This is a genomic window from Antarcticibacterium flavum, assembly GCF_006159205.1.
Lineage (GTDB): Bacteria > Bacteroidota > Bacteroidia > Flavobacteriales > Flavobacteriaceae > Gillisia > Gillisia flava.
Genome location: NZ_CP040812.1, coordinates 1914024 through 1940893, shown reverse-complemented (window position 1 = coordinate 1940893; position 26870 = coordinate 1914024). Strand labels below are relative to the sequence as shown.

General features: G+C 41.6%; 24 protein-coding genes and 1 pseudogene. 8 read left to right on the top strand and 17 right to left on the bottom strand.

Features of this window, described 5'->3' with window-relative positions; translation table 11 throughout:
- Window position 1 precedes the first annotated feature (1 nt).
- The 5 genes from FHG64_RS08090 to FHG64_RS08070 form a co-directional block, all read right to left on the bottom strand.
- A complete protein-coding gene (locus FHG64_RS08090) occupies window positions 2-646 on the bottom strand; it encodes an SDR family oxidoreductase (RefSeq protein ID WP_139065924.1) in 645 nt (214 codons plus the stop codon).
- Window positions 647-736: 90 nt separating this feature from the next.
- On the bottom strand, window positions 737-2536 hold the full coding sequence (locus tag FHG64_RS08085) for a GNAT family N-acyltransferase (protein WP_139065923.1): 1800 nt from the start codon (window positions 2534-2536) through the stop codon (window positions 737-739).
- Window positions 2537-2595: 59 nt separating this feature from the next.
- On the bottom strand, window positions 2596-3849 hold the full coding sequence (locus FHG64_RS08080; protein ID WP_139065922.1) for an aspartate kinase: 1254 nt from the start codon (window positions 3847-3849) through the stop codon (window positions 2596-2598).
- 2 nt (window positions 3850-3851) lie between these two features.
- Window positions 3852-4325, bottom strand: a complete 474-nt coding sequence (locus FHG64_RS08075) for a GNAT family N-acetyltransferase (RefSeq protein WP_139065921.1) — start codon at window positions 4323-4325, stop codon at window positions 3852-3854.
- A gap of 74 nt (window positions 4326-4399) precedes the next feature.
- Window positions 4400-4879: a GNAT family N-acetyltransferase gene (locus FHG64_RS08070; protein WP_139065920.1), complete on the bottom strand. Its 480-nt coding sequence runs from the start codon at window positions 4877-4879 to the stop codon at window positions 4400-4402.
- Window positions 4880-4995: 116 nt separating this feature from the next.
- Between FHG64_RS08070 and fbp the strand changes: the two genes are divergently transcribed.
- A complete protein-coding gene (gene fbp / locus FHG64_RS08065; RefSeq protein WP_139065919.1) occupies window positions 4996-6006 on the top strand; it encodes a class 1 fructose-bisphosphatase in 1011 nt (336 codons plus the stop codon).
- Here fbp and FHG64_RS08060 read toward each other — a convergent pair whose 3' ends face one another.
- Window positions 6007-6432, bottom strand: a complete 426-nt coding sequence (locus FHG64_RS08060; RefSeq protein WP_139065918.1) for a TerB family tellurite resistance protein — start codon at window positions 6430-6432, stop codon at window positions 6007-6009.
- 155 nt (window positions 6433-6587) lie between these two features.
- Here FHG64_RS08060 and FHG64_RS08055 point away from each other — a divergent pair, with 155 nt between their 5' ends.
- From FHG64_RS08055 to mfd, 7 genes and pseudogenes are all read left to right on the top strand, one after another.
- A complete protein-coding gene (locus FHG64_RS08055) occupies window positions 6588-7667 on the top strand; it encodes a ligase-associated DNA damage response exonuclease (protein ID WP_139065917.1) in 1080 nt (359 codons plus the stop codon).
- Between the two features lie 23 nt (window positions 7668-7690).
- Complete coding sequence (locus FHG64_RS08050) at window positions 7691-9322, top strand: ATP-dependent DNA ligase (RefSeq protein WP_139065916.1); 1632 nt, start codon at window positions 7691-7693, stop codon at window positions 9320-9322.
- A gap of 607 nt (window positions 9323-9929) precedes the next feature.
- Window positions 9930-11168, top strand: coding sequence for a group II intron reverse transcriptase/maturase (ltrA, locus tag FHG64_RS08045; RefSeq protein WP_139064915.1), 1239 nt, complete (start codon window positions 9930-9932; stop codon window positions 11166-11168).
- 187 nt (window positions 11169-11355) lie between these two features.
- Window positions 11356-13843, top strand: a pseudogene (locus tag FHG64_RS08040) (ligase-associated DNA damage response DEXH box helicase).
- A gap of 9 nt (window positions 13844-13852) precedes the next feature.
- On the top strand, window positions 13853-14488 hold the full coding sequence (gene pdeM, locus FHG64_RS08035; RefSeq protein WP_139065915.1) for a ligase-associated DNA damage response endonuclease PdeM: 636 nt from the start codon (window positions 13853-13855) through the stop codon (window positions 14486-14488).
- A 16-nt stretch (window positions 14489-14504) separates the two neighbouring features.
- On the top strand, window positions 14505-15305 hold the full coding sequence (locus FHG64_RS08030; protein WP_139065914.1) for a tryptophan-rich sensory protein: 801 nt from the start codon (window positions 14505-14507) through the stop codon (window positions 15303-15305).
- A gap of 406 nt (window positions 15306-15711) precedes the next feature.
- Window positions 15712-19137, top strand: a complete 3426-nt coding sequence (mfd, locus tag FHG64_RS08025) for a transcription-repair coupling factor (RefSeq protein WP_139065913.1) — start codon at window positions 15712-15714, stop codon at window positions 19135-19137.
- A gap of 189 nt (window positions 19138-19326) precedes the next feature.
- On the opposite strand, the gene FHG64_RS08020 is transcribed toward mfd, so the two are convergent.
- The 11 genes from FHG64_RS08020 to FHG64_RS07975 form a co-directional block, all read right to left on the bottom strand.
- Entirely contained in the window at window positions 19327-19902 is a 576-nt protein-coding gene (locus tag FHG64_RS08020) for a hypothetical protein (RefSeq protein WP_139065912.1), read from the bottom strand.
- Window positions 19892-20422 (bottom strand): hypothetical protein, encoded by a 531-nt coding sequence (locus FHG64_RS08015; RefSeq protein ID WP_139065911.1) that lies wholly within the window; start codon window positions 20420-20422, stop codon window positions 19892-19894. Before FHG64_RS08015 ends, FHG64_RS08020 begins: the two co-directional genes overlap by 11 nt.
- Window positions 20423-20508: 86 nt before the next feature.
- Window positions 20509-20766, bottom strand: a complete 258-nt coding sequence (locus tag FHG64_RS08010) for a hypothetical protein (protein ID WP_139065910.1) — start codon at window positions 20764-20766, stop codon at window positions 20509-20511.
- 476 nt (window positions 20767-21242) lie between these two features.
- Window positions 21243-21881 (bottom strand): hypothetical protein, encoded by a 639-nt coding sequence (locus FHG64_RS08005; protein ID WP_168191336.1) that lies wholly within the window; start codon window positions 21879-21881, stop codon window positions 21243-21245.
- Window positions 21871-22107 carry a hypothetical protein gene (locus tag FHG64_RS08000; protein WP_139065908.1) on the bottom strand — a complete coding sequence of 79 codons (237 nt, stop codon included), beginning with the start codon at window positions 22105-22107 and terminating at the stop codon, window positions 21871-21873. The genes FHG64_RS08005 and FHG64_RS08000 overlap by 11 nt, the downstream gene beginning before the upstream one ends.
- 3 nt (window positions 22108-22110) lie before the next feature.
- The gene (locus FHG64_RS07995) at window positions 22111-23277 is read right to left on the bottom strand and encodes a hypothetical protein (protein WP_139065907.1); all 1167 of its coding nucleotides are present in this window, start codon (window positions 23275-23277) and stop codon (window positions 22111-22113) included.
- A 396-nt stretch (window positions 23278-23673) separates the two neighbouring features.
- On the bottom strand, window positions 23674-23820 hold the full coding sequence (locus FHG64_RS19165; protein ID WP_168191335.1) for a hypothetical protein: 147 nt from the start codon (window positions 23818-23820) through the stop codon (window positions 23674-23676).
- A gap of 65 nt (window positions 23821-23885) precedes the next feature.
- Entirely contained in the window at window positions 23886-24239 is a 354-nt protein-coding gene (locus tag FHG64_RS07990) for a hypothetical protein (protein WP_139065906.1), read from the bottom strand.
- A gap of 133 nt (window positions 24240-24372) precedes the next feature.
- Window positions 24373-24678: a hypothetical protein gene (locus tag FHG64_RS07985; RefSeq protein WP_139065905.1), complete on the bottom strand. Its 306-nt coding sequence runs from the start codon at window positions 24676-24678 to the stop codon at window positions 24373-24375.
- A gap of 150 nt (window positions 24679-24828) precedes the next feature.
- Window positions 24829-25521: a hypothetical protein gene (locus FHG64_RS07980; RefSeq protein WP_139065904.1), complete on the bottom strand. Its 693-nt coding sequence runs from the start codon at window positions 25519-25521 to the stop codon at window positions 24829-24831.
- Window positions 25460-26863 carry a hypothetical protein gene (locus FHG64_RS07975; RefSeq protein ID WP_139065903.1) on the bottom strand — a complete coding sequence of 468 codons (1404 nt, stop codon included), beginning with the start codon at window positions 26861-26863 and terminating at the stop codon, window positions 25460-25462. The genes FHG64_RS07980 and FHG64_RS07975 overlap by 62 nt, the downstream gene beginning before the upstream one ends.
- Between the last annotated feature and the right edge of the window lie 7 nt (window positions 26864-26870).

The following is a 26870-nucleotide window of genomic DNA, read 5'->3' as shown; positions in this document are numbered from 1 at the left end:
GTTACTTGCTGGCTTCTATAAGTGCCGATTTGATTGGTTCCTCTCCTTCCAGCGCCTCAATAACCTTGTTCTTAACAAGAGGATCTGCAAGGCTCATTACGAGAAGGAAGGCCACATCATCTCTGGAGATCTCACCCTGTTCGTCAAGTTTTTCAGCAAGTTTTACCTTGGCAAATCCAAGATCATCTGTTAGCGCCCCGGGCCTTAATATAGTGTAAGGAATTCCGCTGTCCATGAGATGTTCATCTGCCTTCTGCTTTGCTTCAAGATATACCTGTAATTTCTTGTGTTGTGAAGGATCGTCTGCTCCCATGGAGCTTAGCATCACAAATTTTTTGACTTTAGCCTTTTTCGCGGCATCAATTACTCTAATAGCCCCTTTCTGGTCTACTGCTATTGTTTTCTCTTCCCCGGTATCACCACCACTTCCGGCAGCGAAGATCACTTTGTCTATTCCTTTAAGGGCGTGGTCAACATTCTCCTCCAGGTTTGCCAGCACCCACTGCACGTCCATGTCTTCAAAAACCCCTTTCTGCTCCTCTTTGCGAATCATTGCCACAGGCTCAAAACTCTGTGAATTGTTTAAGATCTCCACAATTCTCATTCCTGTATCTCCTGTTGCTCCTACAATTAATATCTTTTCCATGTTCTTTAATTTTGCTGTTTGAATATAAGAAGGTTCTGCCTTAATCCCGAATGGGAGGGAGGGTATAACACGAAATTAACAGCCGTTACTCTATGAATTTGCCGCTTTTTGTTCAAGTTCTTTCTGAAATTCTTCCATCACCGGTTTTACTGTACTTTCCGGAAGGTCGGCAATCTTTATGTACATAAGACCATCTACAGCATTGTTGAACAGAGGATCTACATTGAAAGCAACCACCCGCGCATTCTGTTTTATGTATTTCTTGATGAGCACCGGTAATCGCAAGCTGTTCGGCTCAAGTTCGTCGATGAATTTGTCGAATTTATTTAGATCGGCCTCGCTGGATTCAAAGATCATCTCCTTATCCTCATCCTTCAGCTTAACTTTGAATTCTTTTTTCGGATTTACATATTGCGCTACCTCATTATCGAAAAAATTTGACCGCATAAACTCGATCATAAGGGATTTGGAAAAATTGGAGAACTTATCACTTATGGTTACCCCGCCAATAAGATATTTATGCTCCGGAAATCTTAGGGTGCAGTGCACGATCCCTTTCCATAGTAAAAATAAAGGCATAGGTTTTTGCTGATATTCCTTGATAATAAAAGCCCTGCCCATCTCAATGGACTGGCTCATCATTTTATGCAGTTCGGGTTCGAAGCGAAAAAGGTCCTGCAGGTAAAATCCGTCTATACCGTATTTCCTGTATATCTCTGCGCCCATTCCCATCCTGTAGGCACCCGCCACTTTTTTAGCATCATTGTCCCAAAGGAACATGTGGTAGTAATAATCATCAAATTTATCAAGATCTACCGCCTGATTTGTGCCTTCTCCAATTTCCCGAAAAGTGATCTCCCTTAACCTGCCAATTTCCTTGATGATATTGGGTACAATTTCACGCTTTGCAAGGAACACCTCATAGTTCTTGCTTTCCAGCAATCGTTTATCCAGGTGGAGGCAGGTCTCGATCTCTGCCTCAATTAATTCCTGTTTGGTCTCTCCCGCTATATCCTTTGGTGCTTTGGGAATTTTTAAAGTCTTTGGAATGTTGTCTATCAATCTCTTTCGCTCAAAGGAATTGGCGAGCATATAAGTTTTCCTGCGAAGAAATCCGGTAAAAGCCTCTAGATTAGGATGTGCAGCCTGCTCTTCAGGAGAAATGGCATTTCCTATACGCACTTTTATTTTTCTCTTTTTTTGCGTTAACATCTCACTTGGGAGTTTAGCGGTACGCAAAATATCACTAAGCCCGGCCAGTCTGTAGAAAAAAAGGCTGTTCTTAGCGTGAAAATAAATAGGAATGACAGGAACATTGGCTTTTTGGATAAGTTTCATAGCGCCGGGTTCCCAGGGTTTATCTACAATTCTCCTTTGATCTCTATAGGTTGAAACTTCCCCGGCCGGGAAAATTCCTAACCCGTGACCCGCTTTTAAATGAGAGATTGCCTCCTTTATTCCCGCAATGCTGGATTTGGCTTCCTTGTGATCTTCGAAAGGATTCACCGGCATAATATAAGGTTTAAGCGGCTCCAGCCTTTGAAGCAGGAAATTAGCGATCACTTTATAATCACTGCGTTGCTCCAGGACAGTTTTCATTAAGATCATCCCATCAATCCCACCCAGGGGATGGTTGGAGATCGTAATAAATGCACCTGTTTTTGGAATACGTTTGAGATCTTTTTCCGGGATCTCGAAATCTACCTGAAATCCATCAAGTATGGAGGTAATGAATTCTTCTCCTTTGAGATGCTTCCTTTTCTCATACTCCTTATTGATTCTGGAAAGCCTGGTAGTTCTAAGGATGAGCCAACCTATGGAGGTGCCCAGGAACCCCATTTTATCAAGGTTCATTACTTTGGCTACTTCTTTTGAACTTACGATTCCCATGGGCTGTTGGTTTTGTTTAACAAATATAGTAAATGCAAAAAAATAGATCCTGCTCAGGATCAGGCCCGCGTTACGAGCTGTACCGTGTTTTGCATCACCTGCTTAAGCAGTACTTCCTTATCTTTTTCCAGTGCTTCCAGTGCTGCCTCATCAAAATGCCTGATAGTATAAAGGGAGACTCCCTCAATATAATCTACCTTGAAGCGCGCCTTAAGATGCAGGATAAGCTTTTCCAGATTATTAAATTTATTATCAACACAAACGGCAAAACTAATAGCTGAATTCTGGATGAGGTCCACCTTCATTTGATATAGATGGAACAGCCGGAAGATCTCGCTGATATTCTCCTCTACCATAAAAGAAAAATCCAGGGATGAAAGGGATATAAGCACCTGGTTCTTTTTCACGATAAAACAGGGGATGGCTGGGATAAGGGTTTGTCCTTTGCTTACTGCGGTACCATTACCCTTTGGATCTATAAAGGATTTCACAAAGAGCGGGATCTCCTTGCGCTGCAATGGCTGTAGAGTCTTAGGATGTATCACAGAGGCCCCGTAAAATGCCAGCTCAATGGCCTCTTCGTAAGAGATTTGGTTAAGCAGCGTGGTGTTTCTAAAAACCCGTGGGTCTGCATTTAGCACGCCCGGGACATCTTTCCAGATGGTCACCTTTTCGGCATTAAGGCAGTATGCAAAAATAGCGGCTGTATAATCACTTCCTTCCCTGCCAAGGGTGGTGGTGAAATTATTGGCATCGGCCCCAATGAAACCCTGGGTGAGATATACTTTCCCGGGTCTAACTTTTGCCAGGATCTTTTCCTGGGTTTCGGGCCAGTTTATGGTGGCATCGCGATAAGTACTGTCTGTTCTTAACAGCTTTCTTGCATCAAGCCAGGTGTGATCCAGGGCACTAAGGCTAAAATATTCGCTAAGAATAACAGAAGATAATAGTTCCCCATAACAAACGATTTGATCATATACAAAATCGTATTGGGTGGATTTATTATGCTCCAGGAAATTAATAAGCTCAGCAATTAGATCATCTATTTTTTGATATATCACATTTGCTGAATCCTCAAATAGTTGTGATGCGATCTCGAGATGGAAATTCTTTATTGCTGAAAGTTGTTCCTTCGGAATTCTATTTTTTTCCAGATAGGAAGCTACCACTACCTCAAAAGCGTTGGTCATTTTTCCCATAGCCGAAACCACCACCACCTTATCTTCAGCTCCCGTGTGATTCAAAACTGCCACGACGTTCTTTACTGAAGGTGCATCCTTTACCGATGCTCCCCCAAACTTGAATACCTCCATGCCTACTCCTGGATATTTTTTCTTATTCCGGTTTCATCCATATGCACTGTGTACCAGTTCTTTTTGATATCGGCTCCTGTATTCTCGTAAAATTCGATGGCATTTTTATTCCCTTCAGAAACTACCCATTCCACTCTTCTTACACCATTTTCGTGGCCATATTGCACGACTCTTCTATAAAGTGCTCCGCCTAGTCCCGTTCCCCGCATTTTCTCCCTTACAATAAGGTCTTCCAGATGTACGGTGCGGCCTTTCCAGGTAGAAAAACGAAAGTACACCAGGGCCATTCCTTCAATCTTCCCTTCTACATCTGCCACGAAGCATTTAAAATTCCCTTCGTCAAAACCTTCATGCTCCAGGTCTTCCTCCTTGATCTCCACTTCACTGGATGCATTCTCATAGGCTGCAAGTTCCTTGATAAGATCAAGAACCTGTGGCATATCCTCCCTTTTTGCCTCACGTATTGTATATTCCATAATTTCTAATGCTTTATGCAAATTTAGCAATAGATTCCCGGAAGTGTGCAGCAGATGGTTTTTGAATTAAAATTTTAACCTTGGCTTATGAATTCCTTCATCGCCTGTTCATCCATTTGCACGGTATTCCAATTTTCAAATACAGTTGCCCCGCTTCTTTTATAAAAATCTATCGCAGGTTGGTTCCAGTCCAGGACCACCCATTCGGTTCTTTTACAACCCTGTTCCAGCGAATATTCTATTACTTTTCTATACAACGCGCTGCCAATGCCGGTACCCCTCATCTTCTCCCTCACAATAAGGTCTTCCAGGTGAACGGTGCGGCCCTTCCAGGTGGAGAACCTAAAATATACCAGGGCAATTCCCTCGATGTTTCCGTTTACTTCTGCTACAAAACAGGTAAAAAGGGGGTGATCGCCAAAGCCTTCCCTTTCCAACTCCTCTACGTCCACCTCTACGGCTTCAGTTTCTTTTTCGAAATGTGCAAGTTCCTTTATTAGCTCAAGAATAGAGGGTGCATCCTTCTTTTCAGATTTTCTTATGTTGATTTCCATAGATATGTTAATTGTTTCAAAAATAAGGAACCTAAAATTTATATAAACAACGAAATCGTTGTAGTAACTTAAATATTTGAATAATTTTACTGCGGTAAAAAATCAAACAAAACAAAATGCCCAAGAGAAACCAGACTTTAGGTGAATTTATAATTGAAAATCAGGCAGACTTTGCCTACTCTTCCGGGGAGCTTTCCAGGTTGATAAACTCCATAAGACTTGCTGCCAAAGTGGTGAACCACGAGGTGAACAAGGCAGGGCTTGTAGATATTATTGGGGCATACGGCGAGACCAATGTACAGGGTGAGGACCAGCAAAAGCTGGATGTCATGGCCAATGAGACATTTATTCAAACCCTTACCAACCGTGAAATAGTTTGTGGCATAGCTTCTGAGGAAAATGATGACTTTATTACCATTCCTGGGTCAGATGGGAAACATCAGAATAAATATGTGGTTCTTATTGATCCCCTGGACGGTAGTTCCAATATAGACGTAAACGTATCTGTAGGAACAATCTTTTCTATTTACCGCAGGGTGACACCAATAGGAACCCCGGCGACAATAGAAGATTTTCTGCAAGCGGGGAATAATCAGGTTGCAGCAGGTTATATAATTTATGGTACTTCCACAATGCTGGTCTATACTACCGGCCGCGGGGTAAATGGATTTACACTTAACCCTGCCCTGGGATCCTGGTACCTCTCGCACCCCGATATGAAATTTCCTGACACAGGAAAGATCTATTCAATTAATGAGGGGAACTATGTACATTTCCCACAGGGGGTAAAGGATTATATTAAATACTGCCAGGAAGAAAAAGACGACAGGCCTTACACTTCAAGGTATATTGGTTCTATGGTAAGTGATGTTCACCGTAACATGATCAAGGGTGGGATATTTATATATCCTAAGAGTTCCACAGCCACGAACGGGAAGCTGCGGCTTTTGTATGAATGTAATCCCATGGCCTATCTTGTAGAACAGGCCGGGGGGAAAGCAACAGACGGCTTTAGACGAATCCTGGAGATCAAACCCACAGAATTACATCAAAGGACCCCAATTTTTTGCGGTAGCACAAAAATGGTAGAAAAAGCCGAGGAATTTATGGCAAAATATGATGAGTAATTATTTCCTGTCTATTAAAAGCTGGTAGTCATCATAGCTTAATTTTCCGCTAAAGATCTGCACAGACCGTTTGATAAGCCGGTCGGCAACGGTGGAGGAAAATCCTATGGCGATGGCATATTTCTTCAATAATTTCATCTCAAACTCATCTACATTGGCGTCTGAATAGATAATCGTGAACAGGTCATGTAATCTTTCCAGTCTTCCTTCGTAGGTGTTGTTTGGGTGGATGGGATAATCTGTAGGTTTTTCCAGGATCCTGGTATATTCCTCTTCAGATATGTCAAGCTTACGGGCAAAGCGCTCCAGCATTGCCTGCTCGTGTTTATTTAATTCCCCATTAACCGTTGCCAGGCTTACAATAGCCGCAAAATGCCCTAGGTTACGTAAATGCTCTCCTGAGCCGTATAGATCTGAAATTGCCATGATTTTAATTTTTTGTGGGACAAATATAATTAATCGTCCAGGCGAAAAATATGAAAATTATCAGGAAAACCAGCTTTTTCCAATCGCTAATCTTTTCTTAATCCCTTTTTCACCGCTTTCAAAATACCTAACTTCCTTTCAGAAAAAAGCAATGGATGACCCCGCCGTTATTGATATTTAATGATAAAGGAATTTACTGCACCCGGGCAGATGTTTACCTGGATCCCTGGAGGCCGGTGGAGAAAGCTATTATCTCTCACGGGCATGCCGACCATTCCCGCTGGGGCCATAAACACTATATTACCCACCATTCCAATGTGCCTATCATTAAACATCGCCTGGGGGAAATAAATGTAACGGGTAAGGAGTGGAATGAGACCTTTAGCATTAACGGGGTCAAATTCTCACTTCATCCTGCCGGCCATATCATTGGCTCCTCCCAGATAAGGGTTGAATGTAAAGGAGAAATATGGGTTTTCACGGGAGATTATAAACTGGAAGATGATGGGGTGGCCGTTCCCTATGAACCGGTAAAATGTCATTCATTTATTACCGAATGCACCTTTGGCCTTCCTGCCTTTAAATGGACCCCGCAGGCACAGGTGATGGCAGATATCAACGCCTGGTGGCAACAAAATAAACAAGACGGCCGTACTTCTGTTCTTTTCGGATATTCCCTGGGGAAAGCTCAACGGCTGCTGAAGCATCTTGATCCAAACATTGGAAAGATCTACACGCATGGTGCAATTGAAAATATGACAGAAGTTTTGAGGCCAATGATGGAATTTCCTGATACCACCAGGGTTACAAGGGAAACAACCAAAGATGAATTAAAAGGTGGTCTTGTTTTGGCTCCTCCTAGCGCCCATGGAACCCCGTGGCTAAGAAAAATGGTGCCTTACGTTACGGCATCTGCCAGTGGATGGATGGCCTTTCGTGGTGCAAGAAGGAGGCGGGCGATAGATAAGGGATTTGTGCTGAGCGATCATTGCGATTGGCAGGGACTTTTGCAGGCAATAAGGGAAACCGGCTGTGAAAAAGTGATTTGTACCCACGGGTATACAGATATTTTCAGTAAATACCTCTGCGAACAGGGGTATGATGCCCGTACCGAAGAGACCCAATATGAAGGAGAAATGGGAGAGATGGAAAGCAAGGCAGAAAGTACAGATGAGCTGGTGCCCGATGAGGAAAAAGCAGCAGCGGTTGGAAAAAAAGATAAACCGGAAAAATAACCGGGAAAGAAGCAGGCACAAAGATGAAACGATTTGCTGAACTTATAAGGACGCTTGACAGCACTAATAAAACCACACTTAAGGTGGAGGCACTTACCGATTATTTCCTGGAAGCGCCGGAGAGGGATAAGGTATGGGCAATTGCAATCCTTTCGCACCGTAGGCCACCCCGGCCGGTAAACACCACCTTACTGCGCCACTGGGCCTCTGAACTTTCCAATATTCCGCTGTGGTTGTTTGAAGAATCTTACCATATAGTTGGCGACCTGGCAGAAACGATTGCCCTTGTGATACCTGTTTCTGAAGCTGTTTCAGAAAAAAGCCTTACCCAATTCCTGGAGGAGATCATTGTCCTAAAATCCAAACCTGAAGAGGAGAAAAAGGAATATCTTTTTGACAACTGGACCCACCTTAATTATTATGAACGATTTGTCTTCAGCAAGCTTATAACCGGCAGTTTCCGCATCGGGGTGAGTCAGAAGTTGATGACGCGCTCCCTTTCCAAAGCCACGGGAATAGAAGAGGACATCCTGGCATATAAACTAATGGGGAACTGGGATCCGAACACAATTTCCTTCAATCAGCTGGTGCTGGAGGAGAATGAGGAGGATTATCTCTCAAAGCCGTATCCGTTTTATCTGGCCTATGCTTTGGAAGATGAGGTGCAGGATCTGGGGGAGGTGAGTGACTGGGCAGCAGAGCATAAGTGGGATGGCATTCGTAGCCAGGTGATAATTCGCAACGACGACCTTTTCGTGTGGAGCAGGGGAGAGGAGCTGGTGACCGATAAGTATCCGGAATTTGAGGTTTTTAAGTCGGCCATACCCAATGGTACCGTTATAGATGGTGAGATCCTGCCTTTTCCAGATGGTGCTATCGGCACTTTCAATGACCTGCAAACCCGCATTGGCCGTAAAAATGTTTCCAAAGCTTTGCTAAAGAAAACCCCGGTGATCCTCAAGGCTTATGATGTGCTGGAATGGGAGGGCAAGGATATCCGGGAAAGGCCTTATGCTGAAAGACGGGATATTTTACATTCTCTACATGCCGATGTTTCTACGGAAGAATTGCCACTGCATATTTCTGAAACCATTTCGTTCCAAAATTGGGGGGAAGTAGCTGCCGAAAGAGACCGCGCCCGGGAGGAGAATTCTGAAGGCTTAATGCTGAAGAAGCTTGACTCCCCCTACCTGGTTGGCCGTAAAAAAGGCGACTGGTGGAAGTGGAAAGTGGATCCCTTAACCATAGACGCTGTCCTCACCTATGCCATGCGCGGCCATGGAAGGCGCAGTAATTTGTTTACAGATTACACCTTCGCATTGTGGGATGGGGAAAAGAAGGAGTTGGTAACCTTCGCCAAAGCCTACAGCGGACTTACAGATGCAGAATTCAGAAAAGTAGATGCCTGGATAAAAAAGAATACCCTCGAACGCTTTGGTCCCGTGCGCAGTGTAAAACCACATCACGTCTTCGAAATAGCCTTCGAAGGTGTAGCAGAATCCAGCCGACATAAAAGCGGGGTAGCCACCAGGTTTCCAAGGATCTTGAGGTGGAGACAGGATAAAATGATCGAGGAGGCGAATACGTTGGGGGATTTGAAAGGGCTTATAAGCCCCCCGGCCCCCAAAGGGGGAGTTGATGGGGGTGAGAAGTAAGGTTTAGAGTTTTTATTAGTAGTGTATTAACAACAGAGAAATTTTCTTTGCGCTCTCTGCGGGATCTTTGCGCTCTCTGCTTGTGCCGTGAAGTTAAAGACGGCTGAAGTTCTTTAACATGCTGTAATAAAGATGATACAACTCTTAGCAATAAGAACGAAGTATCGGCAACGCTGTGCAGGCGGGGTTGCCAAACCACCCTGTGCTGCAAAAGCCGTAAGGCCGCTGTGGTGAACGTTCAGGGGAAAGGTGGAATAAATCCATCAGGTATGGATATAAGAGATGAATGAAAATAAATCGCTGATGAAGTAACGAAATCGCATAGTTGTGTGGCAAAATCGCATTATGCTGAGGATGCAGAGATAAGCACGGCGGAAACCTGATTTACTGGCCGTGTGCCCACCGTTATACAGGCGACATGACTTATATCCGGGCTTTATTACGGAACTCGGGATCTCCGTTTCAGGGAACTGTGAAGAGCAGGGAAACGGAAGTCGGACCGAACCATAGTAGTGATGATGTCCTGTGAAAGCAGGAAGGAGCGAAGGGTTCGGGTTATTCAGTTGAATGTTCACTACTACAACCGATAAAAAGGGATGATTAACAAATGAATGTACACGTAAAGAAAACAGTACCAATTGAGTTTTCACAGGTGGTGAAAGCTTACCGCAAGGTGAAAAAAGGGGGTAAAGCCGTTGGGATAGACAACCAGAGCTGGGTTGAGTTTGATAAACAAACTGAGCGCAATCTCTACGTTATCTGGAACCGATTAGCCTCTGGCAGTTACCACCCTCAGGCTGTCCGAGAAGTAGAGATACCTAAAAAGGACGGCAAGGTGCGCAAATTAGGAATCCCAACCCTTAAGGATAGAATAGCCCAACAGGTGTTGAAGGATTATATGGAAAAGCGGATAGACCGGCTCTTTCATGACAACTCGTATGGTTACAGGCCACTAAAGAGTGCACACGATGCCGTTGAACAGGTCAGGCAGAACTGCTTCAAGCAGGACTGGGTGATAGATATGGACATCAGTAAGTTCTTTGATGAAATGGATCACGAGTTGGTGCTAAAAGCGACCCAACACGTTATGGACGAAAAATGGGTGAAACTGTATGTAGAGAGATGGTTAAAGATGCCTGTCCAGAAGAAGGATGGCACCCTGCAACAAAAAGAAGGAAAAGGAACACCTCAGGGAGGTGTGATAAGTCCTTTGCTTGCCAATCTGTATCTACACTTCTCCCTTGATATGTGGCTGAGCAAACACTACCCTCAGGTAAACTTTGTTAGGTATGCAGATGACATCGTCATCCATTGCAACAGCAAGGAAGAAGCGGAAATGGTACTTGAGGCAGTCAAACAAAGACTGACTGAAGTAAAGCTACAGGTCAACGAATCCAAAACACGCATCGCTTACTGTAAGGATTACAAGCGGAAGGAAAAACACGAGACGGTCAAATTTGAATTTCTGGGCTTTAGCTATCAGCCAGGAGCGAGAATAGGAAAATTTGATGGTCAAATTTATACTGCCTTCACAGCAGAAATCAGTCAATCCAATCAAAAGCGGATTAGAGAGATTATTAGAGATAATAAGTTATGGAACAACACAACGTTGGATATAATGGACATAGCCAAAAGTCTCAATATGAAACTTATAGGTTGGATAAACTATTACAGTAAATACAGCAAAAATAAACTAAGACGCTCACTAATAAAGGTAGATTCACGACTGATCAAGTGGATGAAAAACAAATACAAGATCAACACCGGAAAATCTATCATTAAGCTCAAACAGATAAAACAGTTAAAACCCAACCTGTTTTATCATTGGCAAACTGGTTACTGTTGATTTATAAAGAATAACACGAGCCGTATGACGGGAGACTGTCACGTACGGTTCTGTGAGAGGCTTAGGGGTGAAACTCCCCTTTGCCTACTCGGCGGGTTCTTAGCGCGCTTTGCGTGGAAAAGGTTTCACGCAAAGATCGCAAAGGTTAGCGCAAAGTTCGCAAAGCAAAAAAAGGATTTTAAACTTAATGAACAAACCAGAACTTTTAAAATTAGCCAATGACTGGTTCTTGAACCAGTCCTGGAAGCCCTTTGCTTTTCAAAAGCAAACCTGGGGATGCTTTTTTGAAGGGGAAGAATGGTTTGTTGAATGCACCCACCGGGAGCGGGAAGACCTATGCCTTATGGATTCCGATCGTGCTGGATTATATAAGACAGAATCCAGATTATAAAACGAAAACAAAAAAGGGACTAAAGGCAATCTGGATCACCCCGCTGCGCGCTCTTTCTGTGGAAATTGAGCAGGCGGCTAGTCGGTTTGCAGAGGAAATGGGAACAAATCTAACTGTGGGGATACGAACCGGGGATACCTCGATGAAGGAACGTGCATCTCAAAGAAAATCAATGCCGGACCTATTGATCACCACGCCTGAAAGTCTGCAACTGCTGCTGGCTTCCAAAGATTATGATAAAAACTTTAAAGACCTCAATGCTATAGTTATTGATGAGTGGCATGAGCTGCTGGGCACAAAACGCGGGGTGCAGGTGGAGCTGGCGCTGTCACGGCTTAAGACCGTTTCACCAAAGATGAAGATCTGGGGAATATCGGCCACCATAGGGAATCTACAGGAGGCACGGGAAGTATTGCTGGGGCCGGGATCTGAGGCTTTTGAGAATTCTGAATTGATACGGGCCAACCTCAATAAGAAGATCACTGTCAAGTCCATCATTCCGGAGAAAATGGAGAAATTTCCCTGGCGGGGGCATTTGGGTATGCACCTGATTGATGAGGTGGTGCCGATTATAAAAGCATCGAGAACAACGCTACTCTTCACCAATACCCGCTCGCAATGCGAGCTCTGGTTTCAAAAGCTTATCCATAAATATCCTGAATTTGCCGGGGAGCTGGCAATGCACCACGGGAGCATAAACAAGGAAACCCGGCTTTGGGTAGAGCAGGCGATTCGGAATGAGAGCCTCAAAGCCGTGGTTTGTACCTCCAGCCTCGATCTGGGGGTAGATTTTGCACCCGTGGAAACCATCATCCAGATTGGAGGACCCAAGGGCGTCGCCAGGTTCATTCAGCGGGCCGGGCGTAGTGGGCACCAGCCCGGGAAGGAAAGTGTGATCTATTTTTTACCCACCCACGCCATTGAACTCATAGAAGCCTCTGCCCTGCAAAAAGCGGTGAAGGAGACCGTGGTGGAAGACCGGATTCCCTATCTGCTCAGCTTTGATGTGCTGGTGCAGTATTTAACCACCCTTGCAGTTTCCAACGGATTCTTTCCGGCAGATATCTATCCGGAAGTGAAATCGACTTTCTGCTTCAGGGATATCAACGAAGACCAGTGGCGCTGGATCCTGAATTTCATTACAAAGGGGAGTCAGAGTCTGCAGGCCTATGACGAGTATAAAAAAGTAGAGATCGAGGAGGATGGAAAATTCAGGGTAAATGACCGCGGAGTGGCGATGCGGCACCGGCTACAAATCGGAACTATAGTAAGTGACGCGATGCTTACGGTGAAATTCATTACCGGTGGCTACCTGGGCAGTATCGAGGAGTGGTTTGTTTCCAAGCTCAATCCCGGGGACAGCTTCACCTTTGCCGGTAGGAACCTGGAGCTGGTGCGCATAAAGAATATGCAGGTGTTGGTGAGAAAGTCCCCGAAGAAGAACTCCAAGGTTCCCAGCTGGCAGGGTGGCAGGATGACCTTTTCTGCCCAAATGAGTGAATTGCTGCGGGAGGAGATGTACGAGGCAAAGGCCAGTGTGAATGCAGGAACTACAACTACAATAAGAAGATCCAGGGAACTTAAGGCGCTAAAGCCAATTTTTGACAGGCAGCAAAAAGAATCCATCATCCCCGGGAAAGGGGAATTTTTGATCGAAACTTTTAAGACCCGGGAAGGTTTTCACGCGATCTTCTATCCTTTTGAAGGCCGATTTGTGCACGAGGCCCTTGCGAGTTTATTTGCCTACAGGATAAGCTTGCTGCAGCCCATCTCCTTTACCCTCGCGTTTAATGACTACGGATTTGAACTCCTGAGCGACCTGGAATTTGATATGCAGCAGGTGCTGGATAATGATCTTTTTACTGCGGAATTCCTGATGGATGACCTTCAGAAAAGTTTGAATTCCACTGAAATGGCCCGCAGGAAATTCCGTGATATTGCCGTGATAGCAGGAATGGTATTTACCGGTTATCCAAATAAAATGATAAAAACAAAACACCTGCAATCCAATTCTCAGCTACTCTTCAGCGTATTTCGGGATTATGAGCCGGATAATCTGCTGTTCCTGCAATCATACCGGGAAACCTTTGAACATCAGCTGGAAGAGGGGAGGCTGCGGTTGGCATTGGAGAGGATCGCCAATCAGCAAACCGTGTGGAAAGCTTGTGAGAAGCCCACTCCGTTTGCATTTCCGATAATTACAGACAGGCTCCGGGAGAAATTATCTTCAGAAAAAATAGAAGACAGGATAAAACGTATGCTGGAACAACTGGAAAAGGATTAAATTTGCAGCGTGGTAAAATCCGTTCAAATTCTTCAGCAAAAATTTTTATTCCATCCCTCCGGTGCGTTGTACTGGCCGGAGCGGGATATGCTGCTTATAAGCGATGTGCACCTTGGGAAGATCTCGCATTTCAGAAAATACGGCAGCGCAGTGCCCGCCGGTGCTATTGCTGAAAATTTTCGCCGACTTTCAGAAGTTATTGATTTTTTCAATCCGGAGAATGTAGTTTTCCTGGGAGATCTTTTTCATAGCTACGCCAATATTGAATGGGACCTTTTTACGAACTGGCTGGTGGAAATCACCGCAAAGGTAAGCCTGGTAGTTGGGAATCACGATGTGATCTCTGCCTTGAAATATGAAGAAGTTGGGGTGGAAGTAAAGCAGGAACTTATCCTGGGAGAATTTTTCCTTTCTCATCATCCCGAAGAAAAGGAGGGTTACCTGAATATTTGCGGACATTTGCACCCGGGCTATAAGCTGCGCGGCAGGGGAAGACAGACGCTCCCATTAAAATGTTTTTACAAAAGTGAAGACCGGTTGATCCTTCCGGCTTTTGGAGAATTTACCGGTAATTACTGGATCTCACCCAATGAGGGAGACCAGGTTTACGCAATTACAAAAAAAGAAGTATTTTTAGTGAACTAACTAAACCTGCTTCAACATGACTCGAAACCTTTCGGTCCTGAATCTTCTTTCAGTTATTCTAATGATCATTGTGAGCTATTATTCCCAGGCCATCCGGTTGAATGATAATACCATTGGCGGGGTAAGTGAGCATTACGAAAATCTTTTTACCCCCGCGGGGTATGCGTTTAGCATCTGGGGTTTGATATATGTTTCCCTGCTGGTCTACTGCTACTTTCAGCTTAACAGGGTCTTTGTGAGTGAGGGAGAGACAAACTTTATTGACCAAACCGGCCCCTGGTTCATCATTGCAAATGTGGCGAATGCCTCCTGGGTGGTAGCCTGGTTGTACGAGAATACCCTGTTCTCTGTCATTCTTATGTTCATAATCCTTTTTAGCCTCATAATGATTATTCGCCGTACCAATATGGAACGCTGGGATGCACCATTTAAGATCATCGCATTTGTATGGTGGCCTATTTGTTTTTATGCCGGCTGGATCACTGTGGCCACTATTGCCAATGTGGCCGCACATCTCACCAGCCTTGGCTGGAGAGGCTACATTCTTAGTGAGACCCAGTGGACGGTGATAATGTTGATCGTTGCTGTGGTTATCAATTTCCTTATTGTATACAGAAGGAATATGAGGGAATTTGCCCTTGTAGGGATATGGGCTCTTATCGCGATCTACGCCAGGCATACAGACGGGAACGTTGCGGTTGCTTATACCGCGTTGGGTGGGGCGATTTTGCTATTTGGATATGTGAGTTATCATGGGCATAAGAACAGGAAAACGAATCCTATGTATAAACTGGTGGCGGGGGAGAGTGAGGGTTGAATATGGGCTGGATTTAACCACTGAGTTTAAATGGAATTAGACACGGAGGTACACGGAGTATACTTCATTCTTGTCATCCTGAACGAAGTGAAGGATCCCTATTCCGGGTGCAGGGAGAAACGACAGTCACTCAAACAAAACATATTTTCCCACTTATCTTTAAAATTGCAAACTCGCTTCTCCTCCCGCAAATATTCCTGGAAAACCACACCAATTATCTCCCGCGAGAGATTCTTTGTCGCGCAAAAAGGCGCTCCTCAGAATGACAAAAAAGTGGAACTATGAATTCTCTCCTATTGTCCCTTTCTCTAAACCAATGTACCCCAGGATCTAATAAGCATTATAAAAAAGTTAAAAGTACGCAATGACTTTGTGAGGCAGGAGGGTAGGGATTATCTTTGCGCCAATGAGTAAAACCATCATTGCCCAAAATTTCGCACAGTCCCCGCAACAGCTGGAACTGCAAAAATCTATTGCCTCTTCTGAAAATAAATCCCAAAATATCCACCTTCGAGGGCTGGTGGGATCCTCTTTATCTTTTGTTGTTTCCAATGCTTTTGCCGAAGCTGATGCTCCATTCCTGCTCATCTTTAACGACAAGGAAGAAGCGGCATATTATCTAAATGACCTGGAACAGCTGCTGGGTGATAAGAATGTTCTTTTCTATCCCGGAAGTTACCGACGGCCTTATCAAATTGAGGAGACAGATAACGCCAATGTGCTTTTACGCGCAGAGGTTTTAAACCGGATCAACTCCCGTAAGAAACCCGCGCTTATAGTTACCTATCCCGATGCGCTATTTGAAAAAGTGGTAACGCGCAAGGAGCTGGAGAAAAGCACCCTTAAAATTGCTCTTAATGACAGCCTCTCCATAGATTTTGTAAACGAAATACTCTTCGAATACAAGTTCAAAAGAGTTGATTTTGTCACAGAGCCGGGCGAATTTTCAGTGAGGGGAGGGATCATAGATGTCTTTTCCTTCAGCAATGATGAGCCTTACAGGATAGAATTCTTTGGAGATGAGGTAGACAGCATCCGCAGCTTTGATGTGGAGACGCAGCTTTCTACAGAGCAGGTGAAGAAGATCTCCATTATGCCCAATGTGGAAAATAAAAAGCTGAATGAAACCCGTGAAAGCTTTTTAAAGTATGTTTCGGCCAACACAGTTGTGTTTGTGAAGAATATGGACCTGCTTTCAGCACAAATGGATAAATTGTTTGAAAAAGCAGTAGAAGCTTTTCAGAAGTTACCGGGAGAAGTGAAACACGGGGAGCCGGAAGAGCTTTTTTGTAATGCAGAGACATTTCAGAAGCAATTAAAAGATTTTGCGCTGGTAGAACTGGGAAATCAGAATATCCTGCAGGGTGGGGGCACCAAACGAAAAACTACCGGAGAGGATTTTGCCGGGGAAGAGATCATTTCCTTTAACACCAAACCCCAGCCATCTTTTAATAAACAATTTGATCTTTTAATTGACAACCTTATTGAAAACCAGGAGGCGGGTTATAAGAACTTCATCTTTTGCGTTAGCGAGCAGCAGGCCAAAAGATTTCACGACATTTTTGACGATCAGGATCGCGAGGTTAAATATCAAACCGTGGTGCTTTCAATATACCAGGGTTTTATCGATGATACGGCCAAAATGGTGTGTTACACAGATCACCAGATCTTTGAGCGCTACCATAAATTCCAGCTCAAGAACGGCTATGCCAAGAAGCAGGCGATCACTCTTAAGGAGCTTACCAATCTTGAGGTAGGGGATTACGTCACTCATATTGACCACGGGATTGGGAAATTTGGCGGACTCCAAAAGATAGAGGTGGAAGGCAAGATGCAGGAGGCGATCAAGCTTATTTACGGGGAGCGTGATATTTTATACCTGAGTATTCACTCCCTGCACAAAATTTCAAAATACAACGGAAAGGACGGGAAACCGCCGAAGATATATAAACTGGGCAGCAACGCATGGAAGAATTTAAAACAGAAGACCAAGGCCCGGGTTAAGCATATTGCTTACAATTTAATCGAATTATACGCCAAGCGAAGGCTGCAAAAAGGATTTGCTTTTGGGCCTGATAGTTATTTGCAACATGAGCTTGAGGCTTCTTTTATCTATGAGGATACACCGGACCAGAGCACAGCTACTGAAGCAGTAAAACTGGACATGGAAAACGAGCGGCCTATGGACAGGCTTGTATGCGGGGATGTTGGCTTCGGAAAGACAGAAGTGGCCATTCGCGCTGCCTTCAAAGCGGTAGATAACGGAAAGCAGGTCGCTGTTTTAGTACCCACTACCATTCTGGCTTTTCAGCATCACAAGACCTTTACAGAACGGCTGAAGGATTTTCCTGTTACCGTGGATTATTTAAACCGATTTAGGACAGCGAAAGAGCGGAAGCAAACCCTGGAAGAACTGGAGAACGGAAAGGTAGACATCATCATTGGTACCCATCAGCTGGTGAACAAGTCGGTTAAATTTAAAGATTTGGGCTTGTTGATCGTGGATGAGGAACAGAAGTTTGGGGTAGCGGTAAAGGATAAGCTTAAGACTATTAAAGAAAACGTGGATACGCTCACCTTAACAGCAACCCCAATACCGCGTACACTGCAATTCAGTTTGATGGCTGCGAGGGATCTTAGTACAATTACGACTCCGCCGCCTAACAGGTATCCCATTGAGAGCCATGTAATACGATTTTCTGAAGAGACCATTCGCGACGCGGTGATGTATGAAATTCAGCGTGGGGGGCAGGTGTTCTTTATACATAACAGGATCGAGAATATTAAAGAAGTCGCCGGGATGGTACAGCGCCTGGTGCCAGATGCCAAAGTGGCCGTAGGCCATGGGCAAATGGAAGGGAAGAAACTGGAGAAACTCATGCTTTCCTTTATGAATGGGGAATTCGATGTGCTGGTTTCTACCACCATTATTGAAAGCGGATTGGATGTTACAAACGCCAACACTATCTTCATCAACAATGCGAATAACTTCGGATTATCAGATCTGCACCAAATGCGGGGCCGGGTAGGCCGGAGCAACAAAAAAGCCTTCTGCTATTTTATCACTCCGCCATATTCTGCAATGACAGATGATGCTCGTAAGCGAATCACTGCTCTGGAACAATTCAGCGAACTAGGAAGCGGATTCAATATCGCGATGAAGGATCTGGAGATACGCGGAGCCGGAGATCTTCTTGGAGGAGAGCAAAGCGGCTTTATCAACGAAATAGGATTTGATACCTACCAAAAGATCCTGAATGAGGCCATTGAGGAGCTAAAGGAAAATGAATTCAAGGAGCTTTACAGCGATAGCACAAATATTGAAGATAAGACCTTCGTTAAAGACACCCAGATCGATACCGATTTTGAACTGCTGTTCCCCGATGATTACATCAACAATATAACCGAGAGGCTAAATCTCTACACCGAATTAAACGGCATCCAAACTGAAGAGGACCTGCAGAAATTTGAGACCAGGCTGGTGGATCGTTTTGGAGAACTGCCCACACAGGCGGTGGACCTATTGAACAGTGTGCGAATCAAATGGATCGCTTCCAAAATAGGTCTCGAAAAAGTCGTGATGAAACAGGGTAAAATGATAGGTTACTTTATTTCAGATCAGCAATCTGATTTTTACAAAACCAAAGCCTTTACGAAAGTGCTGCAATACGTACAAACCCATCCGCATTCCTGCACCATGAAAGAAAAGAAAACCCGCGCCGGGTTGAGGTTGTTGCTCACTTTTGAAAAGATAACTTCTGTGGAAAGGGCGTTGAAAGTTTTGGAGCCTTTAAAAGCCCCCTCACCCCCAAAGGGGGAATTAGCGAAGTAGGGAAAAAAGCCCCCACAATTTTTAAATGTGAGGGCTTTATCGAATACGAGGGAAGGGGCTTCTCTTTACCCGAAAATCTCACCTCAAGTAAATATATCCCCATTCTTTATTCACAGATATACCTACTAGAAATTGTAGTCAAAAAGATTTTAGTTGATTTCCAGAATAGTAGTTTGGGCGTTATAATATTCAAGAAACCTCAATCGTTTTTTCAAACACAATTTGCCATTTTTCATTGATCTTTTTCAGCAAATACAATTTAAGATAGCTTGCCAGAGGATGTGTACTGTGGCCGGCATATACTGCGGCCTTATTGTTCTGTTGATTAAATGCAATTGGTGAAATTCCCAGCATTTGAGAATATTGAGTGTCAGAATCCTCAAGCGACCTTCCAAATATGAGGGTGTGTCCTTTCTCACTTTTTAAATATTCTTTTTTTACCGGTTTGACCGGTAATGAAGATATGCTGTCCACCAGCATTTGAAACTCCGAAAATTCCTCCTGGAGATCCAAAGTGTTTGATGTATTGAACATCATAGTATCAACCACAATTTCCATCTTTACTTTGTTGATGGAATCAAAATTTATCGATTTAGGTTTTGAACCATCTTTGGGCGGTGGTGGAGGTGGCGGTAATGGTTTAGCCATTTTGTCTATCAAAAGAGAATATATTGCCGCTTCCTGCTTTTCTGGATTGTTTGGAGGTTTGTTGCAACTAAGCACTAGCAAAAGCGTGAGTATTAAAATGAATAAATTATTGTTCATCACATTTAATATTAAAATTCGAAGTAATTTCGTTTCTGTACTGGGAATATTCTTCATCAGTAATACCCAAAGAATTATTGGGATCATAATTTCTGAGACCATCCCAGGCAAAAGTTTTATAGTAATTAAGTGGATATTGTAAATTGTCCATTTCCCAGAGAGCTTCAGCGATCGGTTTAATGTAAAATATGGTCATATAAATATGGTCAATATTATCTGCATATGCTGTCCCAGCATAGAGTTGAAAATATTCAAAAAGGAGAGGCATGTCATCAGGATCAACATCGCCAGTATGATGTTCATTAACAAATCTGAAAATTTCCGCATGAATCCCCTCATGTAAAAATCCTGCAGCAAAATTAATAGGATTCTGATTTGTATCTTCTATTTTAATAAAAACCTCACCAGTAGTATCTACATTTTCCCAGTTCGTACACATATTTTCCGTCCTGTCACACTCTCCTACAGTAAAAGTTAAATCATAATTTGGATTTTTTATAAATTTACTAATAGTCTGCAAAAACAATGCGCTCTCAGAATTTATTATTTTTTCTAAGACTTTTGCTAAACAAGGAAATTCATAAATAGAATCATCTATATGTACATTTACAATAACTGGCTCCGGGTCAGTTGGGAATGGGCTGCCACCTCCAGCTCCGGTATCCCAGTCTGGATCGCCTTCTGTTGGAATGGTTGGAATTGATTCGGGATCTGTCGGGCCGCAATCCTCGCTTTTACAACCGCCACCACCACTTGGGTCAAAGGAGGTACAGGTTTCACTGTAATAGTAGACAGAGGTGCAAAGTGTGCCAAAACACCAAATTTCAACCCGCTCAAGTTCATATAAGCATACAGTTTTTCCATGGGTTTCTGGAATATTTTCCTGTGCTCCATTATTTGTGGTAATGATGTTTTGTACCTCTCCCTTTATGTCGAAAACGGTTATTTTTCCTGAGAAGTTTTCGAAATCCCGGTCACTCTTAAGCCATTCCCGGGTGGGTTGATATCGAAAAATTAAAGTTTAATTTCCTTCCCCTCACTTACTACCAAATTGTCAAAATAATAGTCCTGAGATTCTTTTGGAGAAGATTTTTCTTTTAGTTTTTTTTAAGGAGAAGGTATAACTGCTGGCTCCCTTCTTAGTTGTGATCTTTTTGACTTTTATATTTTCATTAATTGCGCCGAAAGGGATTGTGTTTTTTGAAAATGTGGAGGAAGCAGATGGAACTCTATCTAAAAGTTCTGGTGATATTTCTTTAAAGTCCTGCAATTCAAATTTGCAATTATTACAATCTTTAAATTAGGAGTTGCTTGACTTTAGATTAAAAATTAATACCTATTTAATAAATCCATAAACCGTGACTTTTTTTTATATACCAGTCATCCTTTTTTTTCTCAAGAAAATAAATGCTAGTAATTCCAGCACGACTGCTTGTACTACTCGATGCTATAATTGTAGCACGAGAATAATCCTCATTGAATGCAATACGTGAAAAACTTAAAAGTTTATCAAATTTTATATAATCTGAAACTGTATTATCTAATAGTGTATCATGAAATGGTATAATAGAATCCTTAGAGTTTTCAATGAAATAATCAAGAACTAAAGGTGTATTCTTTAATGATTTTAACTTTAATATTAAATGGTTATAATCATTTCCAAAGTCCTTAGAAGGAAAATCATAAATTTCTGTGGAGTATAATTTGGGTTCTATTGCAATTATCTTTACATCTTTTTCGTCTTTCTTTATTTTGTTTAAAACAGTTAATTTATAAAGTGAATCATTTTTATTTAATTCATTTAAAGGAGGTGGTATAGGTATATCTATAGAAAGTGTATCTATCAGAATAGATATAACTTTTTCCGTCTCCACATCTACTTCATTTTTAGTGTAATACATATGATCAGAACATGATAGCATTACAATTACAAGAATAAATGTTGTTATGTTTGATTTTTTATAATTTTCAATCTTCACAATCATTATTGAATTCTGTATTAGTTAGTACTTCAACCTGATTTTTGTAATAATCAGAATCTAAACTTTTATTGAGATTTTTAAATACACCATTATCCCAATAACCATTATATCCATATGCTCTCAATCCATCCCATCCAAAACCCATATATTTTTCTAAGGGGTATTTATAATTATCTAATTCTCTAATAGCTTTTGCAATTGGAACCACATAATTATCAGCCATATATTAATGTTGTGCATGGGTAGTTGCAACATCTAAACCATTTTGCGCTCCATATTGGAAATAGTAATTTAATAGAGTTCTTCTTTCTGAAGGATCGACGCCTGTGTTATGTTCATAAACATATTTGTAAATTTCAGCATGAATTCCTTCATGAAGTATTAGCAATGCTAAATCTAAATTAGCATTACCTATATTCTGTATTTTAATGGTTACATTTCCATTGGCTATATCACTCCCATTTGTGCAACCGTCCGCTGAGGGTGATGAGCAAACTCCTCTTTCTATTTTTAAGATATAATTATCATTATTCTCAAACTTACCAATTGTATTCATAAATAAATTTCCCCCGTTCAATTTATCAAATACACATTTAGCTTTACCGGTGAGGGTACTAATAATTTCCACATTGGTTTCATTAGAAGTATTATCTCCCCCACCTCCAGCTCCGGTATCCCATTCGGGATCTCCTTCTGTTGGAATGGTTGGAATTGATTCGGGATCTGTCGGGCCGCAATCCTCGCTTTTACAACCGCCACCACCACTTGGGTCAAAGGATGTACAGGTTTCACTGTAATAGTAGACAGAGGTGCAAAGCGTGCCAAAACACCAAATTTCAACCCGCTCAAGTTCATATAAGCATACAGTTTTTCCATTGGTTCCTGGAATATTTTCCTGTGCTCCATTATTTGTGGTAATGATGTTTTGTACCTCTCCCTTTATGTCGAAAACGGTTATTTTTCCTGAGAAGTTTTCGAAATCCCGGTCACTCTTAAGCCATTCCCGGGTGGGTTGATATCGAAAAATTAAAGTTTTAATTTCCTTCCCCTCACTTATTACCAAATTGTCAAAATAATAGTCCTGAGATTCTTTTTGAGAAGATTTTTTCTTTAGTTTTTTTAAGGAGAAGGTATAACTGCTGGCTCCCTTCTTAGTTGTGATCTTTTTGACTTTTATATTTTCATTAATTGCGCCGAAAGGGATTGTGTTTTTTGAAAATGTGGAGGAAGCAGATGGAACTCTATCTAAAAGTTCTGGTGATATTTCTTTAAAGTCCAGCAATTCAATTTCCGGTTGTTGGTTGTCCTGTACAGCAGGAAGGGGGGGTAAAGTATCTTTCTCACAGGAAGCCAGGAAAATGGTTGCCGTTAACAGTAGGTAAATTTTTTTCATTTAAAACATTTTTATACGATTAATAAAAAATTCTGCATTAAAGGTGTAGGGACAAAAAGCTTTAAAAAGCAGCATAAAGAAGTTTGAGTTGGCAATATAATGTGATTTTAATAAAGTACATTATGGTTTTCCGTACAAATAGTATGGGTTTTTCGCCAATCAGGTTCTTTTTATTTGGTATAGGAAACTCCAACCGGGTTGAAGTTGTTATTGACTTTTGAAAAGATAACTTCGGTGGAAGGTGCCTGGAAAGTTTTGGAACCTCTGAAGATTTCTTTAATTTGGAAGGAGGTGTTAATCCTTAGCACCCGAAGGGGATAGCTTATCCTCGTTATTAACGAAGAAAGCCCTCACAGTTTTTTTCTGTAAAGGCTTAAATTATTAGGAAATGCAGGATTACTCTTTAACCGGGCGTGTAAATTTCACCTCCCGCAGCACTATACTGTCATTTTTTATCTCATCTACATCTACTATAAAGATCGCTACATCCTGCTCCCAGCTGTCTTCTTTTTCGAAAGTTTTGGCAACCTGGATATAGGGCATTTTTCGAAAAAAGTTAATATCCAGTAACTTTTTGTCTTTTAAATATGATTTTGGCTTATATAAAATTACGGGGGGGTGCCGCCAAAGGTATTATAGGCTCTCTGACTTTGGTTAAAATGGGAAAAACTAAATTCAAAATCGTATCCTTCAGGAGGTTCCATTTGCTCAATATAAAACACTATGGATTTTTTGAGTTTTTCTTCTGGAGAACCTGCTTGTAATGCTTCAGTAAAATTGTCTTTTCGCATTTCTTTGTAGACATCTTCAAATAGGATATAGATAGTATCCTTATTTGTTGAGGTTTGAGCAGAAATATTTAAAGCCAATAAATAAAATCCGGTCAGCATCACAATTTTATTCATCGCAATTAGGATTTTTTGTTGAATTTGCTTCAGTGCCTGTTTTGTATAAACTAACATTATTATCCTCATCACTAAAAAAAGCAGTACCTGCTTGAGTATCTTTTAATCCTCTATAGGAAACATACTTATAAAATTTATCCCAGGCCCATGAGGAATTATCGTCATAGCCATTTAAGAAGTCACTATCATCTCACAAAGGATGCACTTCTTTTATGCCTTTCTGCATAATTTCCGTATAATGATCAACCATCAATTGATGTTCCCAACCTTGTAGCTGCCTGTACTGTTCATATAAACCTTCAAAAGTTGTGTCGGCGGGAGTAACTCCTTGTTCGGGATTTAGGAGTTTTATACCGGGAAAATCTCTTATACTTATAGTATCACTCCGCATTTTGATTTTATTATGTCGAAATAACAGGTCTTCAATAAAAAAATCAATTTTTCCATCTTTAAACTTATTCTCGACATAAGTTTTTTCTTTATAGGATTTATCCATTTCACCCTTTTAAAAATAGTGAAGGTTAGAATTTTCTTCAAAGCCAAAAAATAATGAATTACTAGTATTGATCTGGCTCACAACTGGGTGCGTGACTGTAAAAATTACAGCAAAAATAAATAAACTATTTTTCATCATCATTTTTTTTAATCAACTTATGAAATTGTCAAAATTCTCTATTGCAATCCATTTACCATTTTCATATTTATATATGGATTTCCCACCATGCCCACATAGATAATTTACACAACTTGTCGAAACTTCGAAATAAGCCAATGTATAATCTTCATTAAAAATTGGGCGGCTTATGTTCAGCCATTTTCCTTCACAATTTGCATTATACCATATCCAAAATGGTTCTCCATTATCTCTTTGTTCTTTAAGCTCCCTTTGCTTTTTCAGGGTTATAAGATTTAAATCGCCTATTAAGCTATCAGTCAATGTAAAATGATGTGTTAATTTTAGTTGTTTATAAAGATGTTTTTCCGCCTTAATTTCAAGTTTATGTATAATAGTATTTTTTATTTCACCAGGTAGGCTATCGATTGGCTCATTTTCCATCACACATTTAATTGAAGCATTTTTCGAAAATTCTAATAACCATTGCCCAATTAATTGATCAGAATTATTTTTATAATTTATAATTTCTTGTTCGGTTGAGGTTTTGCCGCAACTTAGAGTTAAGATAGCCGAACCTACTATTAAAAACGTGAGTTTCATTGTTTTTACTTTATGTATAATTATCTTTAATTCTATTTTTTCTTTTATTTTAAAATAAGAATTAATCACAACTATTGTTTGTAACGACTTCGCCCTTGGGGCTTGTTGTTTGTTGGCTGCCATTTGATGAATTATAGGTGTAACTTTGGTTATTTAATTCTGAATTGACTATTGCAGCTATTTCATTTCTTTCATTTAAGGTAAATTGTTCCACATAACTTGCCAGGGTTGAAAAAGTACCTCCCCAAATCATTTTCCTACTATAATCCATATCAATGTTAATGTCTTGGGAATTGGCGAAATTTAAAAGTGTAGATGCCAACCTATCAGTGAACTTCACCATGTACTCATGCTGTAGATCCTGTAATGTTTGGCTGGTACCGTCATTTCTGGAATCTTCCGAGGCTAAAACATTGCTATAGGCTTCGGCCAGTTCCTGGTATGTTGGGTTCAATAAAGAGTAACCCATTTCACCGGATTTCCATAGATAAAAAAGCATTGCGTGAGTATTTTCATGTATAGTATTGGCAGCTATACTTAAGTTGGACATTGTACCAAAATAGTTTTCATTAAAAATTATATTGGTTGTACAAGGCAGGTTACATCCCAAAGCGTTTACGGCTTTTGCCGATTCTATTCCTTCCAACGGTTGGGAGCTATAAACGACATGAAAATCATTGCCTGATTCAAAATATTCGAGGAATTCTAAGTTTAATTCTGAACAAAGCTGGTAAACTTCTTGAATAGTATTTCCTATACAGGGATAATTTTGTTGTAATTCCTGATCTATTTCAATTTTTACCGTAATTTCATTCGGCTCTGGCATTGGAGCTGGGCTACCCCCTCCACCTCCGGTATCCCAGTCTGGATCTCCTTCTGTTGGAATGGTTGGAATTGATTCGGGATCTGTCGGGCCGCAATCCTCGCTTTTACAACCGCCACCACCACTTGGGTCAAAGGATGTACAGGTTTCACTGTAATAGTAGACAGAGGTGCAAAGTGTGCCAAAACACCAAATTTCAACCCGCTCAAGTTCATATAAGCATACAGTTTTTCCATGGGTTTCTGGAATATTTTCCTGTGCTCCATTATTTGTGGTAATGATGTTTTGTACCTCTCCCTTTAAGTCGAAAACGGTTATTTTTCCTGAGAAGTTTTCGAAATCCCGGTCACTCTTAAGCCATTCCCGGGTGGGTTGATATCGAAAAATTAAAGTTTTAATTTCCTTCCCCTCACTTATTACCAAATTGTCAAAATAATAGTCCTGAGATTCTTTTTGAGAAGATTTTTTCTTTAGTTTTTTTAAGGAGAAGGTATAACTGCTGGCTCCCTTCTTAGTTGTGATCTTTTTGACTTTTATATTTTCATTAATCGCGCCGAAAGGGATTGTGTTTTTTGAAAATGTGGAGGAAGCAGATGGAACTCTATCTAAAAGTTCTGGTGATATTTCTTTAAAGTCCAGCAATTCAATT